14 protein-coding genes and 3 tRNA genes are annotated in these 17,588 nt (G+C 59.2%); 9 read left to right on the top strand and 8 right to left on the bottom strand.

Annotated elements, in window-relative coordinates:
- Positions 1 to 54: 54 nt before the first annotated feature.
- The 5 genes from BN1121_RS17555 to BN1121_RS17535 all read right to left on the bottom strand — a co-directional run bounded on the left by BN1121_RS17555 (position 55) and on the right by BN1121_RS17535 (position 6,291).
- Entirely contained in the window at positions 55 to 2,382 is a 2,328-nt protein-coding gene (locus tag BN1121_RS17555; protein WP_005355343.1) for an acyl-CoA dehydrogenase, read from the bottom strand.
- A gap of 48 nt (positions 2,383 to 2,430) precedes the next feature.
- On the bottom strand, positions 2,431 to 3,084 hold the full coding sequence (psrA, locus tag BN1121_RS17550) for a TetR family transcriptional repressor PsrA (RefSeq protein WP_005355347.1): 654 nt from the start codon (positions 3,082 to 3,084) through the stop codon (positions 2,431 to 2,433).
- Positions 3,085 to 3,468: 384 nt separating this feature from the next.
- Entirely contained in the window at positions 3,469 to 3,999 is a 531-nt protein-coding gene (locus BN1121_RS17545; protein WP_005355351.1) for a hypothetical protein, read from the bottom strand.
- Complete coding sequence (gene paeA / locus BN1121_RS17540; RefSeq protein ID WP_005355356.1) at positions 4,000 to 5,319, bottom strand: polyamine export protein PaeA; 1,320 nt, start codon at positions 5,317 to 5,319, stop codon at positions 4,000 to 4,002.
- 126 nt (positions 5,320 to 5,445) lie between these two features.
- Positions 5,446 to 6,291 carry a flagellar protein MotY gene (locus BN1121_RS17535; protein ID WP_043598160.1) on the bottom strand — a complete coding sequence of 282 codons (846 nt, stop codon included), beginning with the start codon at positions 6,289 to 6,291 and terminating at the stop codon, positions 5,446 to 5,448.
- Positions 6,292 to 6,454: 163 nt separating this feature from the next.
- Here BN1121_RS17535 and rnt point away from each other — a divergent pair, with 163 nt between their 5' ends.
- Positions 6,455 to 7,114, top strand: a complete 660-nt coding sequence (gene rnt / locus BN1121_RS17530; protein ID WP_005355359.1) for a ribonuclease T — start codon at positions 6,455 to 6,457, stop codon at positions 7,112 to 7,114.
- Between the two features lie 450 nt (positions 7,115 to 7,564).
- Here rnt and BN1121_RS17525 read toward each other — a convergent pair.
- Positions 7,565 to 7,652, bottom strand: a tRNA-Ser gene (locus BN1121_RS17525).
- 135 nt (positions 7,653 to 7,787) lie between these two features.
- The gene (dauA, locus tag BN1121_RS17520) at positions 7,788 to 9,515 is read right to left on the bottom strand and encodes a C4-dicarboxylic acid transporter DauA (protein WP_005355363.1); all 1,728 of its coding nucleotides are present in this window, start codon (positions 9,513 to 9,515) and stop codon (positions 7,788 to 7,790) included.
- A 327-nt stretch (positions 9,516 to 9,842) separates the two neighbouring features.
- Here dauA and BN1121_RS17515 point away from each other — a divergent pair.
- Together BN1121_RS17515 and BN1121_RS17510 are read left to right on the top strand one after the other, a co-directional pair.
- Positions 9,843 to 9,918, top strand: a tRNA-Asn gene (locus BN1121_RS17515).
- Between the two features lie 2 nt (positions 9,919 to 9,920).
- Positions 9,921 to 9,996, top strand: a tRNA-Asn gene (locus BN1121_RS17510).
- 57 nt (positions 9,997 to 10,053) lie between these two features.
- Here BN1121_RS17510 and BN1121_RS19065 read toward each other — a convergent pair.
- Positions 10,054 to 10,860 (bottom strand): oxamate carbamoyltransferase subunit AllH family protein, encoded by an 807-nt coding sequence (locus BN1121_RS19065; protein ID WP_496196452.1) that lies wholly within the window; start codon positions 10,858 to 10,860, stop codon positions 10,054 to 10,056.
- Positions 10,861 to 11,134: 274 nt separating this feature from the next.
- On the opposite strand from BN1121_RS19065, the gene BN1121_RS17500 reads away from it, so the two are divergent.
- From BN1121_RS17500 to BN1121_RS17475, 6 genes are all read left to right on the top strand, one after another.
- Positions 11,135 to 11,800 carry a cysteine hydrolase family protein gene (locus tag BN1121_RS17500; protein WP_005355369.1) on the top strand — a complete coding sequence of 222 codons (666 nt, stop codon included), beginning with the start codon at positions 11,135 to 11,137 and terminating at the stop codon, positions 11,798 to 11,800.
- Between the two features lie 94 nt (positions 11,801 to 11,894).
- Positions 11,895 to 13,442 carry an acyl-CoA synthetase FdrA gene (fdrA, locus tag BN1121_RS17495; protein ID WP_005355372.1) on the top strand — a complete coding sequence of 516 codons (1,548 nt, stop codon included), beginning with the start codon at positions 11,895 to 11,897 and terminating at the stop codon, positions 13,440 to 13,442.
- An 8-nt stretch (positions 13,443 to 13,450) separates the two neighbouring features.
- Positions 13,451 to 14,863: a YlbE family protein gene (locus tag BN1121_RS17490; protein ID WP_005355374.1), complete on the top strand. Its 1,413-nt coding sequence runs from the start codon at positions 13,451 to 13,453 to the stop codon at positions 14,861 to 14,863.
- A gap of 2 nt (positions 14,864 to 14,865) precedes the next feature.
- Positions 14,866 to 15,822: a carbamate kinase gene (locus BN1121_RS17485; RefSeq protein WP_005355376.1), complete on the top strand. Its 957-nt coding sequence runs from the start codon at positions 14,866 to 14,868 to the stop codon at positions 15,820 to 15,822.
- Positions 15,823 to 15,885: 63 nt separating this feature from the next.
- Positions 15,886 to 16,281, top strand: a complete 396-nt coding sequence (locus BN1121_RS17480; RefSeq protein ID WP_005355378.1) for an allophanate hydrolase-related protein — start codon at positions 15,886 to 15,888, stop codon at positions 16,279 to 16,281.
- 15 nt (positions 16,282 to 16,296) lie between these two features.
- A complete protein-coding gene (locus tag BN1121_RS17475) occupies positions 16,297 to 17,541 on the top strand; it encodes a cytosine permease (RefSeq protein ID WP_043598158.1) in 1,245 nt (414 codons plus the stop codon).
- The last annotated feature ends 47 nt before the right edge of the window (positions 17,542 to 17,588 follow it).

Raw genomic sequence — 17,588 nt, 5'->3', positions numbered from 1 at the left:
GACGCTGAGCCATGAAGAAGGGCGCCGATGGCGCCCTTTTTATTGTCAGCCCGATCAGGCTGCATCGTTGAGGCTGGTGCCCTCAAGGGCAGTTCCTTCCAGTACTCCGGGCTCGAAGTGATCCACCTGGATCGCTTCGTAGCGCAAGGCCTCGGCGGCGCGCAGCTTGGCTACCTCATCGGCGCTCAGCACCCCCTTCTCGGCGGCCGCGGCCAGCAACTCGGCAAACGGCAGTTTGCGTGGCAGACGACCCTCCTTCTGAGCCTGAGCCAGCTTCTTCTCAAAGGGCTGCACCGCGCTCATGGCCAGGAAGGCGCGCTCCATCAAGCCGATGGGATCGGCCTCGTCCTTGCCCACATAGCAGAGGGCAGAGAGGCGGTCGCGCAGATCACCCGGCTTCATCATGGCCTCGCAGATGGCGTGGCAGCGATCGTCACCTGGCATGCGGTAACCGATGCCGAACGGGAAGACCACCCGCTTGAGCAGCATACCCACCACCTTATTGGGGAAGTTCTGGAAGAAGCCGTCAAACGCCTTGCCGATGAGATAGAGATTACGCTCTACCGCATACTGAACGAACGGCAGATCGGCCACCATGCGCCCCTGATCCTCGTAGTGCTTGAGGGTGGCGGAGGCCAGATAGAGGTGGCTCAGCACATCGCCCAGACGCGCGGAGATCATCTCCTTGCGCTTCAGATCGCCCCCCAGCATCAACATGGAGACATCGGCACACAGGGCCAGCCCCTTACTCATGCGGGTCAGCTGCTTGTAGCAACGGGCCGTCTCGCCGGCGACCGGCGCCGTGTTGAGTTGCCCCAGCGTCAGCCCCTGGAACAGAGAGCCGAAGAAGTTGCCGGCACCGAAGGCGATGTGTTTCATCAGCAGGCCGTCAAACTTCTCGAGACCCCGTTCGAAGTCCGGATCGGCGGCCGCTTCCATCTCGCCAAACACATACGGATGGCAACGGGTCGCCCCCTGACCGAAGATCATCAGGTTACGGGTCAGGATATTGGCCCCTTCCACCGTGATGGCCACCGGGATCCCCAGGTAGGCGTAACCCGTATAATTTTTCGGACCAAGCTGGATGGCACGACCGGCATGGATATCCATGGAGTCGTCGATGATCTGACGGGCCATCTCGGTCATGTGGTACTTGGAAATAGCGGTGACGATGGCCGGAGCCTGGCCCAGATCAAGGGAGCCGGCGGTCATGCGACGCGCCCCTTCCAGCTGATAGGTGAGGCCACCGATACGGGCCAGGGCTTCCTGGATCCCCTCGAACTTGCCGATGGACATGCCAAACTGCTTGCGCACATAGGCGTAGGCACTGGTGGTGCGGCTCGCCATGTGGCCACAGGCGGTACCAAGTGCCGGCAGGGAGATGCCACGGCCGGCAGAGAGGCACTCGACCAGCATGCGCCAGCCACGACCGGCGTAGTCAGGGCCACCGATGATCCAGTCGAGCGGAATGAAGACATCCTTGCCGAAGGTGGGGCCATTAAGGAAGGCCAGTCCCATGGGGTAGTGGCGATCGCCGACACGCACACCCGGATGGCTGGTCGGGATCAGGGCGCAGGTGATGCCGAGATCCTCTTTCTCACCCATCAGGTGGTCCGGATCATAGAGTTTGAAGGCCAGACCCAGCACGGTGGCACGCGGTGCCAGTGTGATGTAGCGCTTGTTCCAGTTGAGGCGAATACCAACCACCTCTTTACCCTGATATTCGCCCTTGCAGACGATCCCCTTGTCCGGGATGGATCCCGCATCGGAGCCCGCCTCGGGACCGGTCAGGGCGAAACAGGGGATCTCCTTGCCATTGGCCAGACCCGGCAGCCAGAAGTTCTTCTGCTCCTCGGTGCCATAGTGCATCAAGAGCTCACCCGGGCCGAGAGAATTCGGCACCATGACGGTCACCGCGACACTCAGGCTCTTGGTGGCGATACGGGTGACTATGGTGGAGTTGGCAATAGCCGAGAACTCGCGCCCACCGTAGCTCTTGGGAATGATCAGAGAGAAGAAGCCTTCCTTCTTCAGATAATCCCAGACCGGCTCGGGCAAGTCCTTGGTCTCGTTGACGATCTTGAAATCGTCGATCATGGCGAGCAGGGTTTCAACCTGGTTGTCGATGAAGGCCTGCTCGTCAGCGCTCAGCTCGGCTTTACCGTAACCGTGCAACTTTTTCCAGTCCGGGTTGCCGCGAAACAGCTCCCCGTCCCACCAGACCGAGCCCGCTTCCATGGCTTCGCGCTCAGTCGCCGACAGGGGCGGCAGTATCTTCTTGAAGATACCAAACACCGGGCGGGTCACCCACTGCTTGCGCAGTGAAGGGACTCCCAGCACTACGGCGACCGCCAGGACCAGCAGGAGTAGCAATGTGGTCATGATTTCCATTCCTTCTATTTCACAGTTCCGTTGAGATTGTTGTGGTTGTTAGCCGGCCAGAGAGAGTCTGGCCGATTCCACTGGCGCACCGACACCGGCCGCCAGGTAAGGAATAACGTTGCGCACCAGCCCTTCGACATCGAGCTGCTGGCCAAAATCGGCCTGGGCGATGTCACGTAGCGCATCGGCCGAGGCCATGGTGAAGACGACTGTGCCCAGGGTGAAGTGCAGGCGCCAGAAGAGATCGGCCGGCGAAAGCGCCGGGTTGGCGCGCGAGATAGAGCCAGAGATGCGTCCCATCACTTCCCCGTAGTGGGCGGTGATGAAACGGCGCAAGTGGCCCTGGCTGTCGATATAACCGCGCCCCAGGAGTTGCAAAAACAGAGTCGGCCCGTTGCTGCGTACCTCAGACAGGGACATCAGGGGCTCAACGAAGGCTTCAAACACCTCGAGCAGGGTCACCTCATCGCGCTGCTGCAGACCCTTGAGTTGGGCGTCGAGGCGAGGCATGAAGAGGCTGAGGTAGCGATCCAGCACCGCCTGAATGAGTTCCTTCTTGGAGCCGAAGTGATAGTTGACCGAAGCCAAATTGACATCAGCCTCCCCCGTGATGAGACGCAGGGAGGTATCGGCGAAGCCACGCTCGGCAAACAGCACCTCGGCAGCATCGAGAATTCGGTGTTTGGTGTCGGTCTTACTCACGAAAACGCCCTCTTAAACAGATGTTTAAAAAGTACGTTTCAGGCCCTTTCATGTCAAGAGAGTGTTAACACCATTAACAAAATGTTTTTTTGAACTTTGTGACACAGCCACGGTCTATATCTATGCCACTGCAATTAAGCATTAGTCTTTGCCCAACCTTCCCTGTGTTAGTTGGGCTTTTTTTTTGCGCGCGCGGCTTGGCGGGGTATGGCGAAGGGGTAAACCCGTTGCTGTATAGACAGGCGGCGCTTGCATTAAAAACGGCTGGAGGTCACTGCGCTGGCTTATTCACCACACAGTCACCATTCCAGCCGTATTCATTTCTCGTTGTTCATCGAGAATCCGAAGAGACCTACCCCGTCGGTTCCTCGATACAACCCTCACTCAGCGTTTTGCCATCACCTGCTTGATGCGAGCACTCCAGTGGCGCACTTCACCGTTTTGCGGCAGGCTCTGCCAGATCTGCCGGTAGCGAGCATCACTGATGGGGCCTAAGTGGGCCTCAAGACCACGGCGAATATAGTCATGAGCCGTCATGGCCGCACGCTCAGAGGTCAAAAACTTGCGCACCGGATCGGTCAGACGCACATCGCGCATTCCGAGCATGGGGTAGTCGCTGCGCACCGCCGCCAGCATGGTCTCGCGCAGGCCTGAGTCCACGTAACCACGGCCAAACAGGGCACGCACCGATTCGAGGCTGCCCTCGGCCGGGCCCTGATACTCCTCGCTGAACGCCAGACGCTCAACCCCTTCGATCTGCACCTTCGCATTGGGATCGACGCTGGGGACGGCCGGCGCCTCGACGACCGCCGGCTTGGGCTTGGCCGGCGCAACCCTGGGTTGTTGGGTGCAGGCGCTCACCAGCAGGGCTGCACCCGCCAGCATCAGCCAGGATGGCTTGTTCGATACGTGCATTTACTCCTGACCTCCTTTTTCCGCAGGAGAAAGTTCAACTCGGGTGACCAGCAACTGGTCGATCTTATAACTGTCGATATCCACCACTTCGAACTTGTAGCCGGCAAAGGTGACCGAGTCGGTACGCTTGGGGATCTTGCGCAGCATATACATGATGAAGCCGGCGATGGTCTCGTAATTCTGATCGTCCGGAAACTCCTCGATATCGAAGGCGCGCATCACGTCGGAGATCGGCGTCACGCCATCCACCAGCCAGGAGTGCTCGTCACGCTGGACGATCTGCTCTTCCACCACATGGGTCGCCCACTCGCCCATGACGGTACTCATCAGATCGTTCATGGTGACGATACCAACGACCAGGGCATACTCGTTCATCACCACGGCGAAATCACCACGATGATTTTTGAAATACTCCATCGCCTCGTAGAGAGTCAGGGTATCGGGAATGATGAGCACGCTGTGAATGAGCGAGTCCCCTCCCTTGAAGTCGATGCTCTTGCCGTTGATAACGCGGATCAGCAGCTCCTTGGCATCGACAAACCCCTTGATGCTGTCGAGGTTCTTATCGCACACCAGGAACTTGTTGTGAGGATGATCGGCGATTTTGGCCTTGATGCTGTCTTCACTCTCTTGCAGGGTGAAATAGATGAGGCTCTCGCGCGCCGTCATGGCCGAGGTGACAGAGAGAGACTGCAACTCGAACACGTTCTCGATGAGCTGCTGCTCTTCCCGTTGCAGCACCCCGGCTTCGGCGCCGGCATCCACCAGGGCGAAGATATCGTCCGAGGTGATCTCGTCGTTACGCACGGTATTAACCCGTAGCAATCGAAACAGGGTGTTGGCCAGACCGTTGAAGACCCAGACCAGCGGCCGCAACACCACCACCAAAAAGATCATCGGACGCACGATGCGCACGGCGATCTGCTCGGGGAAGCTCATGGCCAGTCGTTTGGGCATCAGGTCAGCGATGAGGATAAAGCTACAGGTGACGGCCACAAAGGAGAGGATCGAACTCAGCTGCCCCAGGGCACTGCCTTGGTAGAAGCGAGAGACCAGCTCGCGAAACGCCGGATTGAGTGTCGACTCACCCAGCACACCGGCGAGGATCGCCACCGTGTTGAGTCCTATCTGGATCACGGTAAAGAAATTGCCCGGCTGGGCTTGCAAGTCCAGCACCTTTTGGGCGTTCTGCTTCCCTTCATCCACCATCAACTGCAACTTGATCTTTCGAGCAGCGGCAAGGGAGATCTCGGAGAGGGAGAAAAAGACACTGCCGGCAACCAGCAGAGAGAGCAGGAATAAACTGTCAGCAAAACTCATGATAAACCTATCGGCTAAGGCCGCTTAGCACCGTCATCCTCGATTGAGGAGGATCGTGGCGCGGCACGGGGGCAAGATCATAACAGAAATTGGCCGAAAAAGGGTGAGATGTGAGTGTAACGTAGCCTAGAGGTTGCTGCTGCGCTCCATGGAGATGACGACACGGCGGTTTTTCGCCCGGCCACTCTCCGTTTCATTAGAGGCCACATGCTGCTTCTCTCCGTGCCCTTCCACGGCGATCTTGGCCGCGTCGAGCCCCAATCCGGTAAAGAGACTCTTGATACTCTCGGCCCGCTTCTCAGAGAGTTTCTGGTTGGTCCAACGCCCCCCATAGCTATCGCTATAGGCGTCGATGACCACCACATCGATGCTCGGGTCCGCCTTAAGATAGGCAGATATCATTTCCATACGGCGCCTGGACACGGCCGAAAGACGATCGCTGTTCTTTTCGTAGGTGAGAATACTAAAGGCGATATCATCGAAGCTGTAAGGCAGCAGACTCCCCATGCAATCCATGAACGCCTGATACTTCACCCTGAAGTTGACCGAGGAGAGCGAGACGCGCACCGGACGATCCTGCCGATACCAGTCGCGATACTGGAACGTTGGCATACGACCCCCCTCCAGTTCATCGAGCATGGTCCAGGCGGTCTGGCCATTGACCAGACCGTCAAACTGTTTGTAAAAGCGCAGTTGTGCCAACTGACGGCCGGCGACACCGGGCCGCCAGGCGGGTGGCATGGAGCCCAGCGTAACCGACTGGCTCTGAGCCTGAGGCCGCTGCCCATGCAGTTCAAAGTCAAGGTTGATCTGTTTGCCGGCGCGGGCAACAAACATGCCCGTCCCCCAGCTCGGGATCGGATGCTCGAGGCGGCATTCCACCTGCGTATCCGAGGTCAGTCGCCAGACAGACTGATCCAGACTGGCACCAAACTCGGTGACTCCAGCCTGAACCGGTACGGCTGCCGCCATGATTGCCCACCAACTGTGCTTCACTGACCATCCTCCAGAGAACCTCAGCTCTCTTATCGGCAGTCATGCCGCATCCTTTAGGCTGATACCGCACTTCTGTCGGGGCGACAATCTCCCGGGGTTTTGCCATAATGCCGCTTCGTTTTATGCCAGTAGAGATCCCATGACCGAGTCAGTTCACACCCTGAAGGGACGTTTTCGCGGCTTCTATCCCGTCGTTATCGATGTGGAAACCGCCGGTTTCAATGCCCAGACCGATGCCCTGCTGGAAATCGCCGCCTACACCCTCAAGATGGATGACGAGGGCTGGCTCAGACCCGATCACATTTTTCACTTTCATGTAGAGCCGTTCGAGGGCGCCAACCTGGAAAAGGCGGCACTGGAGTTCACCGGCATCGATCCTTTCAATCCTCTGCGTGGCGCAGTGAGTGAAAAAGAGGCGCTGACCGAGATCTTCAAAGGGATCCGCAAAGGCATGAAAGAGAGCGACTGTGGCCGCGCCATCGTCGTGGCCCACAATGCCCCCTTCGATCATGGCTTTGTCATGGCGGCCGCCGAGCGGGCCGGCCTCAAGCGCAATCCGTTCCATCCCTTCGCGACCTTCGACACGGCAGCACTCTCGGGTCTGGCTCTGGGTCAGACCGTGCTGGCCAAGGCGTGCCAGAGCGCAGGGATCGCCTTTGACAATAAAGAGGCCCACTCTGCACTCTACGATACCGAGCGCACCACCGAGCTCTTCTGCCATATCGTCAACCGCTGGAAGGCCCTTGGCGGCTGGCCGCTGGCCCCCTCCGACGATGAGCCAGAAGACGGCGCGCAATAAACGATAACGGGAGCACTGGCTCCCGTTTTGTATCTATGGCCATCGGACGTACCTGCGATGCCACTGGCGAAAAAGGCCCATCTCGTGATGGGCCTTTTAACAATGCATATGTGATGAAGGACAGGTGGCTTTGCGGCGGTTTGGACGCCCTATCAATACAAGGCCCGACAGTTTGGCACCGCCAAGCCCCCCGGCACCAATCTGGGCAATACTGCATCGTATTGACAGCAAGGAGACAAACCCACAAAACAAAAAACCGACCATCGGGTCGGTTTTTTCAACTTTGGCGGTGAGGGAGGGATGATTCGCCGCCAAGGCGGCTTACTCCTTCGGGGCGTACTTCCGACGTTCGTCGCAGCAAGCTGCTCCGCTCGAACCCGTCGAGGCTTCTCCCCTCTGACTCAGGGCAAGAAACGAAAAAGGGCCCACCTGAGTGGGCCCTTTCGAATTTGGCGGTGAGGGAGGGATTCGAACCCTCGATACGTTGCCGTATACACACTTTCCAGGCGTGCTCCTTCAGCCACTCGGACACCTCACCAAATTTTTCGCCCCGCGCTATGCGCTGGAACGGGGCGTAATGTAGGGGATAGGAGGTGCGTGGTCAACACAATTCTGTCTCTTATGAGCCGTTTGCTTAAAAAGACAACTTATTGTGCAATAACCCCACGTTTCCTTACTCCTCCCGGGCCATGGGCTCGACGAGGGCCTCTTCCACCGTCGGGTAGAACGCCAGCCGACCGGGCTTCGGATGGACTTTGGCACGGGCCAGGGTCTTGAGGGGTTGGAACTGCAGCTCGGCCATGCACAGGGCAACGCCTCGCTGTGCCAGGGTTTGTTCGAACTGCAAGAACGCCGAGAGACCACCGGCATCCAACACGGTCACCGCCTCCATCTGCAACACCAGCCGCTCGTGCCCTTCCACCTTGCCAAGCAGTTCGCCGAACACCCGCTCGGCCGCGGCAAAGAAGAGCGGACCATTGACCTTGTAGAGAAGGGTGCCGTCAGGCACCTTGTGGCTGTGACGACGATCCTCGGCCATGTTGTGCAGCCGGGTCATCCTCGCCACTTCACGCATAAACAGCAAGGATGCGAGGATCACGCCAAAGGTAATGGCGATGACCATGTCGAAGATAACGGTAAGCAGCAGACAGACCAGCAGCACCAGCACATCCGAGCGGGGAGCACGGCGAATGAGCTCCAGCGTCTTGTGAGCCTCACTCATGTTCCATGCGACGATCAGCAGCAGAGAGGCCATGGCCGACAGCGGCAGCCAGGAGAGCCAAGGGGCCAGCACCAGGATAGCCGCCAATACCACCAGCGCATGCACAACGCCGGAGACCGGCGAGGTGGCCCCCGCCCTGACATTCGCGGCCGAGCGGGCAATCGCCGCGGTGGCGGTGATCCCTCCGAAGAAGGGGGTCAACAGGTTACCGATCCCCTGCCCCACCAACTCGGCGTTCGAACTGTGTTTACGCCCCGTCATGCCGTCGAGCACCACGGCGCAGAGCAGCGACTCGATGGCCCCCAACATGGCCATGGAGAAGGCGGCCGGCAGCAGGTGCTGCAAGCTGAGCAGATCCCAGTGAACCGGATTGCCATCGGGCCCCGGCAAGGCCCACGGCAGCACCAACTCGGGGGCAATGGGGGGAATACCGCTACCCTGGGTGCCATCTGCCAGGGTGTAGTGGAACTTGGAGCCGATGGTCGCCACATCGACTCCGGCCAGGTGCAGCCCATAACCCAAGCCCACACCAATCAAGACGGCAGGCAGGTGCCCCGGAACGGGCAGCTTCAGGCGTGGCCAGAGTAGTAGCACCGCCAATGTGCTCAACGCGACCAGGGTATCGCCCCACTGTAGGGTGGGTAAGGCCTGGATCAGCGCCTGCACTTTGCCCAGATAGGTCTCTGGCATCTCGGCCACATGCAAACCGAAGAAGTCCTTGACCTGCAAGGTCGCGATCACGATGGCAATCCCGCCGGTGAACCCCAGGGTCACCGAAGGGGGAATGTATTCGATAAGGCGCCCAAGGCGGGCCATCCCCATCACGATGAGAAACAGGCCCGAGATCAGGGTCGCCATCAGAAGTCCAGCCAGCCCAAACTGTTGGGCCACCGGATAGAGGATCACCACAAAGGCCGCCGTCGGCCCCGAAATGGAGAAACGGGACCCTCCGGTCACGGCGATGGCAATCCCGGCAATGACGGCGGTGTACAAGCCATGTTGAGGTGCAACACCGCTGGCAATCGCCAGCGCCATGGCCAACGGAATGGCGATGATCCCGACCGTGACACCGGCCACCAGATCACGCCCAAGGCGTCTCAGATTATAAGGTTCTTGGAAACAGGCTTGGCGAAGGGCAATACCCAGCCTAACACTCTGTAGCTGTGCTTGATTGTGCATCGAGGTGTAATACCAGAAGAGATAAAAAAGACCGGCAGAGACCGGAACCCGAATCATCGGGGCGTCGGCAATCGGGGTCGGCGCGACGATGGTATCGCTACCATTGTAACCTTTTCAGGGACTCGGAGGCGCCGATCAGGATCAATATAGGGTTATGCGCCTGCTCATCGCCTGCGGCCCGCCCTCTGCAGGGTCAGATTGTTAGCGCAGAGACCCATTTAACCATATGATTGTATTGAATTTAACCAACCAAAGCCGATAGGGGCGCAACGCCTTGACAGCGCCAGGGGGGCTCATTATTATGCGCCCCGTCCCGCAAGCGACGATTCCTCCATAGTTCAGTCGGTAGAACGGCGGACTGTTAATCCGTATGTCACTGGTTCGAGTCCAGTTGGAGGAGCCACTTCCCCCGTAGTTCAGTCGGTAGAACGGCGGACTGTTAATCCGTATGTCACAGGTTCAAGTCCTGTCGGGGGAGCCACATTTGATACCAAAAAGCCCGATCACTCGATCGGGCTTTTTTGTTTTAATCGTGCAGTTATAGCCAAATATTCTTTTCATGACTCTGGCTTAAGACGAAGTGCACGCCACACAAGATGTCATGTCCCGACGAATGGCCATATTCAAACACCTGCGTCACGGCACGATTCAGTATTTCGCTCTCCCCTGCCCCCAATTGCAGCAAATGTTCCCCGTAATGGCCCATAGTAGCAAACAGCAACATAGCGGCGCTGATGTCCGTGGTTCGTCCCAAGAGTGGAAGCAATGCAACCACCAGTTCCCCACGGCGAAGATTCCTTATCCCTTCCAGCGCAAACAACACCCCTAACAAAAAATCATCCCCGGAAGGCGTCAGACCCTGCCCATAGCCCAGTAGCCGCTTGAGGGTAGAAGACAGATCGACCCAGGCCCCCTTCAACCAATGACCCAGCTCGGTGAGCGGAGCCACTAAATAGCTCCCGTCATACTCATGTTTTTGTGCCCAGAATCCCCCCGCCGGGGGAGCAAGAGGCAAAAGGCGATTCAATTCACCTAGCAGTGTAACCTCGTTATCGAGCCCCCTGACCAAGCGCGTGATGGACCATTGACAGTCGCTCACTCCTATCTCATCGCCGGAGCTGGAGTGAAGGGAACTGTCCCAACACCAACGGCTACCTGGTTGCAGCGCGGCGGGCAACTCTTCACAGGAGAGGATAAGACCCGCAGGCGGGAGCGGCATGCCATGTACCAGCAAGGTGAGCCACTCCCCTTCACTGGAGCGCAGATTACAGGCATGGCGAAAACGAGAATGCACCGTTAGCATCTGAGGCCTTTTCCTCACGAAAAGGCGGTCACAACCACGCACAGCGGAGATAGTGCCAAGAGACAAGAGCGCTCCTTAAACCAAGATTGGCGAGAGAGATCACAGATCCGAGATCCGGTCTGACTCCCCCCTCTTTCGGACGATGGGGTACCATGGTAATGCAAAGCCAGTCATGGTCTGGCTCTGCGCCATTGTGCCACTACCGCCGGCCACCATCCCTCAAATCTTTTGTCGGTTGTGCTCAATTTCTTTCTGCGCACCCCCTCAGCACCCTCCATAGACTGGCCATGAATCATCCACCTCGTAGGAGAACACCATGAACAAGCGTATCAGTGCACAGCCCTTCGATTTCACCTTCGACCCGGCCACCACAGCCCTCCTCGTGATCGACATGCAGCGTGATTTCGTCGAACCGAATGGATTTGGTCATGCCCTCGGTAACGATGTTTCCCTCGTGCGCCGGGCCATCGAACCCTGCCGCAAGGTGCTGGATGCGGCTCGAGCCAAAGGCATGTTGGTCATCCATACACGTGAAGGTCATCGTCCGGATCTGACCGACTGTCTGCCGGCCAAGCTGATCCGCGGCGGCAAGCGTTTCATCGGGGAGCAAGGAGCCATGGGCCGGATCCTGGTGCAAGGTGAAGCGGGCCACGACATCATCCCCGAGCTCTATCCCATCGCTGGCGAACCGGTGATCGACAAGCCAGGCAAGGGCGCTTTTTACTCCACCGACCTGCACCTGATCTTGCAAGCACGTGGCATTCGCTCCCTCATCATCTGCGGCGTTACCACCGAGGTCTGCGTGCAGACCACCGCTCGTGAAGCCAACGACCGTGGCTATGAGTTGGTGATCCCGGCCGATTGCTGCGCGTCCTACTTCCCCGAATTCCACCGGGTCACCCTCGAGATGATCCAGGCCCAGGGCGCCATCGTCGGCTGGGTTAGCGACGCAGAACAACTGGTCGCGGCCCTCAAAGACTGACTCCTGGGGCCTATCGCCCCACCATCTACTGACTCACAGAAGGCCCGTGACCGGGTCAGGGCCTTCTGCACCCGTTTACTACGGAAACGCTGACATGTTGCACTACAAAATCTATTCAAATCTCTACAAGGATTCTGTCTCGCTGATGCAAGTATCCTCCCGTCTGAGTGGACTGGAGGGCGTGCGTCAGGCCTCGGTCGCCATGGCGACCGAGGCTAATCTTGATCGGATGCGCGATGCGGGAATGGCGATCACTGTTGCGGCCAAACCCAGCGATCTGCTGATCGCCTTGTTGGCCGATGAGGCCGTTGGCGAGCAGGCGCTGGCACTGGCTGACGAACTGCTACGCCCGGCAGCGGTTGATGACGCCCCTGGCACGGTCGGCCAGCGACCTGCTACCTCTCTGGCCATGGGCATGGAACGTGACAACGAAGCCAACCTCGCCCTCATATCGGTACCCGGTCGTTACGCTGCCGCCGAAGCCCTCAAGGCTCTGCACCTAGGCATGAACGTGATGCTGTTTTCCGACAACGTGCCCGAAGCTCAAGAGCTTGCCATCAAGAAATTTGCCTCCCGTAAAGACCTGCTGGTGATGGGGCCCGATTGTGGCACCGCTATCGTCAATGGCATGCCGCTGGGGTTTGCCAACGTGGTACGGCGCGGCACCATCGGCCTGGTAGCCGCGTCCGGTACAGGCCTGCAAGAAGTGAGCTGCCGCATTCATCATCTGGGCGAAGGCGTCTCCCAAGCGCTCGGTACCGGCGGGCGCGACCTGCATGAAGAGATTGGCGGCCTGAGCATGCAACAAGCGCTCCGGATGCTGGCCGCCGATCCCGGCACCGGCCTTATCGTCCTGATCTCCAAGCCGCCCTCAGAAGCGGTGAGTCAACAGGTGCTGACCCTGGCCCGTGAGTGTGGCAAGCCGGTTGTGGTGCATTTCCTTGGCGCCGACTGCGCCGCACTGGCAGCACAAGGCGTCATCCCCGCCACCAGCCTGCAACATGCGGCCGATATGGCTGTGGCCACCCTGCGTGGTGAGGAACTGCCCCCCTCTGCCTGCCTTGATGATGTGGCCCTTGAGAAAGCGCAAAATGCCCTTGGTGCCATGGCGCAAGGTCAGCGGGATATTCGCGGCATCTTTGCCGGCGGTACCTTCTGCTACGAAGCCCAGCTTGCCCTCATCGCTGCCGGTCTTGAGTGCGAATCCAATGCGCCGGTCAAAGGTGCAAGCGCGCTGCAAGACCCCGCCCGTGGTTACGGCCACAGCTTGGTGGACATGGGTGATGACGAATTCACTCAAGGCCGCCCTCACCCCATGATCGACCCGACCCTGCGCAACGCACGTCTGTTGCAGGAGGCCGCCGATCCCGCTACCGCCATCTTGCTCTTTGATGTGGTACTGGGCTATGGCGCGAGCCTCGATCCCACTGGCGAGCTCCTTACCACGCTGGCGCATGCGCGCCACAAGGCAGAACAGACCGGACGCCAATTCATCGCTATCGCCCATGTCTGCGGTACCGAGCTCGATCCCCAGCCGCGCCAGCAGCAGATTGATCGTCTGCGCGAGGCGGGCGTGCTGATCGCCCAAAGCAACATGCAAGCCGCCCAGCTTGCCGCCCGACTGGCCTTGCAACTGAAGTGAGAACCAAGATGAGCATTCAATCCGCCAACTCCCTGTTTCAACAACCGCTCCGGGTACTGGGTCTGGGCCTGCAGAGCTTTTCCGACAACCTGACCGACGCCGGCGGCCAAGTGCTGCATCTGGCCTGGCAACCGGTCGCCGAAGGAGATGATGCCGCCAACTGGACGCTGGCTACCCTGCTGGAAAATCCGCGCATTCAGGCTGCCAACGAGCAGGCAATGCAACGCTACCTCGACGCCCAACCCACCTTGATCGGTGTGAGCGTTGCCAGCCGCGAAATATCGGCCCTGAATGGTAAACGCCGTATCCTGCACGCAGGCCCTCCCATCGACTGGAGCGACATGTGCGGCCCGATGCAGGGCGCCATCGCAGGAGCCATCGTGTTCGAAGGCTGGGCTAAGGATGTTGACAGCGCCATAGACATGGCTGCACGGGGCGATATCGCACTCGAGCCCTGCCACCACTATCAGGCCGTCGGCCCCATGTCCGGCATCATCAGTCCTTCTATGCCCGTTTGGGTGGTAGAGAATCGTGCCCACGGCAACCGTGCGTTTTGCAACTTCAACGAAGGGCTCGGCAAGGTCCTGCGCTTTGGCGCCAACAGTGATGATGTGCTGAACCGCCTGCGCTGGATGGGGGACGTACTGGCTCCGACCCTGGCCGCCGCACTCGAGCGATGCGGCGAAATTGAACTCAAGCCTCTAATCGCCCAAGCCTTGCATATGGGGGATGAGTGCCATAACCGTAATGCGGCAGCCAGCGGCCTGCTGTTCAAGCGGCTTGCTCCGACCCTCGCCAGGCTTGATCGTGGACCGGAGGTGCTGGAGTTCATCGCCGCTAACGATCACTTCTTCCTCAACCTCTCGATGGCCGCCTGCAAGGTGATGCTCGATGCGGCGCATGGCGTGCCTCACAGCACTATGGTGACCGTGATGGCCCGTAACGGAGTCAACTTTGGCATCCGCCTCTCCGGCACTGGCGATCGCTGGTTCCAGGCTCCGGCCAATCCGGTAAACGGCCTCTTCTTCCCCGGCTACGGCGTCGATGACGCGGCCGCCGACCTCGGCGATTCCGCCATTACCGAAACGGCAGGGATTGGCGGGTTCGCCATGGCTGCGTCACCTGCCATCGTCAAGTTTGTTGGCGGTACGCCGGCTGATGCCATCGGTCACAGCATGGCGATGCAGCAGATCACTCTGACCCAACATCCAGCGTTTACCCTGCCTGCACTCAACTTTGCCGGTTCAGCAGCCTGTATCGATGCCCGCAAGGTTGTAGATCGCAACATCCTGCCTGTCATCAACACCGGTATCGCTCACAAGCAGGCTGGCGTTGGCCAGATTGGCGCGGGGATCACGACTGCCCCGCTCGCCTGCTTTGTCAGCGCTCTCTCGGCAATCGCCGGCAATCTGGAGGAATAAGCATGCAGAAGAAGAAACTTGCGGTCGTTGCTGTTGGCGGCAATGCCCTGATCCGAAGCAATGACGAAATGTCACTCGACCAGCAATACGATGCGGTAGTCGAAACAGCACGCCATGTAGCGGACCTGATCGCTGCGGGCTGGCAGGTGGTGTTAACCCACGGCAATGGGCCACAGGTGGGCTTTATCCTGCGCCGAAGCGAGTTGGCCAGTGCGCAAGTGCCGACCGTGCCGCTCGAGTACGCCGTTGGCGATACACAGGGCGCTATTGGTTTTATGTTCCAAAACGCCCTCGGTAACGAGCTGCAGCGCCGCGGACTGGCACACACCAAGGTCATAGCGCTGGTCACCCAAACCCTGATCGATCGTTGTGACCCGGCCTTTGCTCATCCCGACAAACCCATCGGGGCGCACATGAGCCAACCGATCGCCGAACAGCTAGCCGCAGAGCAGGGCTGGCAGATTGCCGAAGATGCCGGGCGTGGCTGGCGACGAGTGGTCGCCTCCCCAGCACCGCTTGGCATCGTTGAGACGCCCACCATCCGAGCCCTACTCGAGCAGGATGCGCTTGTCATTGCCTGTGGCGGTGGTGGCATTCCTGTGGTGAGAGAAAAAGACGGTTCCCTGCAGGCCGCCCAAGCGGTCATCGACAAAGACCGCGCCTCTGCCCTGCTCGCTATCGAGCTGCAAGCCGACATGCTGTTAATCCCGACCGGTGTCGAACGTGTTGCCATCCATTTCGGAACACCAGAACAACGTTGGCTCGAGACCCTGAACCTTGCAGAGGCAACTCAACTGCTGGCCGATGGTCACTTCGGTGTCGGCAGTATGGGCCCCAAAGTAGAAGCCATGTTGAGCTACCTCAAGGGATGTCCTGATGGGGTGGGTCTTATCACTAATCCGCCTTCCATGGGCAAGGCTGTGCTTGGCCAAGCCGGAACCCGTTTTCTGGGCCACTGATGACAAGCGGGGCTAGGTGCCCCGCTGCAAGAAACACATCACCACGTTATTTAAGGAGTACTCATGTCTGACAACAAGGTTCTGCTCGCAGTCAACGGCACGCTGATGCGCGGCCTGGAACTGAATCCCAACATGCTGGCCGTCGACGCCGAGTTTGTCGCCGAGTCAACCACCACCGCGGATTACCGCTGCTGGAGCATCGGCGATCGCCACCCCGGCATGATCCGCTTCCCTGGTGAAGGAGGCGAGATTGCACTGGAGCTTTGGGCCGTACCGCCCGCAGGGCTTGGCAGCATCCTGCAAAAAGAGCCGGCTGGCCTCTCGATTGGCAAAGTCACCCTCAAGGACGGTCAGGAAGTGCTGGGTGTGCTGGCTGAGCCTTGGCTAGTTGAGGGCGAACGGGAGATCACCGAAACCGGCGGCTGGCGCAATTACACAGGTCACCACCACATCAACTAAGCAAGGAAGAGCATCATGCGCAAAACCGAAACGAGCCCGGGAACGGCATCCGGACTGCACATCACTATGATCCTGCTGGGCATCGCCATGACGCCCGTGCTTCTCTCCTCGTCCAGCCTGGGTAACCAGCTGCTGGAGGAGCAGCTCGTCAGCGTCGTGGCACTGGGGGGGCTGATCCTAGCCGTCCTCTCCGCCATTACCATCAGCGTGGGAGAAAAGGCCCGGCTGCCAACCTATGGCATAGTCAAATTCTCTTTTGGCAATAAGGGCGCCATTGCCATCAACATTTTGATGGCCATCAGTCTGTTTGGCTGGATCTCGGTCACCGCCAACATGTTCGGGCACACGATGCAGGATCTGCTCGCCCAGCAAGGTTGGTCGGTCCCGGCCCCCCTGCTGGTGGCCATCGGCTGCGTCATCTTCACTGCATCGACCGCCTTCGGCTTTGCCGTGCTCGGCAAGGTGGCTCAGCTGGCCGTGCCTGTGATCGCACTGATGCTCTGCTACATCTTGAGCGTGGTGCTCAACACCCCGCCCGCACCCATTGCCGATGCCTTGAGCAGTATGGAGACCGGTGTTGCGGTCTCAAGCGTGGTCGGCACCATCATCGTCCTAGTGGCCACCTTGCCCGATTTTGGCAGCTTCGTGCATAACCGAAAGCATGCCCTTATCGCAGCAGTGCTCACCTTTATGGTCGCCTACCCACTCTTGTTCTGGGCAGGCGCAACCCCGAGCAATATCACGGGGCAAGGCTCCCTGTTGGGGGCGATGGCACCGCTCGGCGCAGCGCTACCCGCAGCACTGCTGCTAGTCTTTGCCTGCGTCACCGGTAATGCCGGCAACATGTTTCAAGGCACACTGGTCGTCTCGACCCTGCTTGAGCGTATCCCAAAGTGGCAGATTACTATCGCACTGGGCGTGCTGGCGACACTGGTTGGCAGCATGGACATCATGAGCTGGTTTATCCCTTTCCTGCTCTTCTTGGGTATCGCAACGCCGCCGGTGGCCGGCATCTACATCGCCGACTTCCTGCGCTATCGCAGCCAAGGGTATGACGAGCAACTACTGGCTCAGGAGCCAGCGATTAAGTGGAGCACATTTGTGGTCTGGATCCTTGGTTCACTGGTTGGTTTCTTGACCGCCAACGGCGTCATCAGCCTGACCATGATCCCGTCGCTGGACTCCATTCTGGTGGCAAGCCTCGGCTATCTTGCACTCAGTCGCCGCCCGGCACTACTCGCCGATAAACGGGCGCACTGAGCTATCACCTACCTAAAAGGCCGCATCTGCGGCCTTTTTTTCATAGA

This window comes from Aeromonas diversa CDC 2478-85 (assembly GCF_000819805.1).
GTDB lineage: Bacteria > Pseudomonadota > Gammaproteobacteria > Enterobacterales > Aeromonadaceae > Aeromonas > Aeromonas diversa.
Note: the sequence above shows the minus strand (reverse complement) of the source record. Positions and strands in the feature narration are given on the sequence as shown.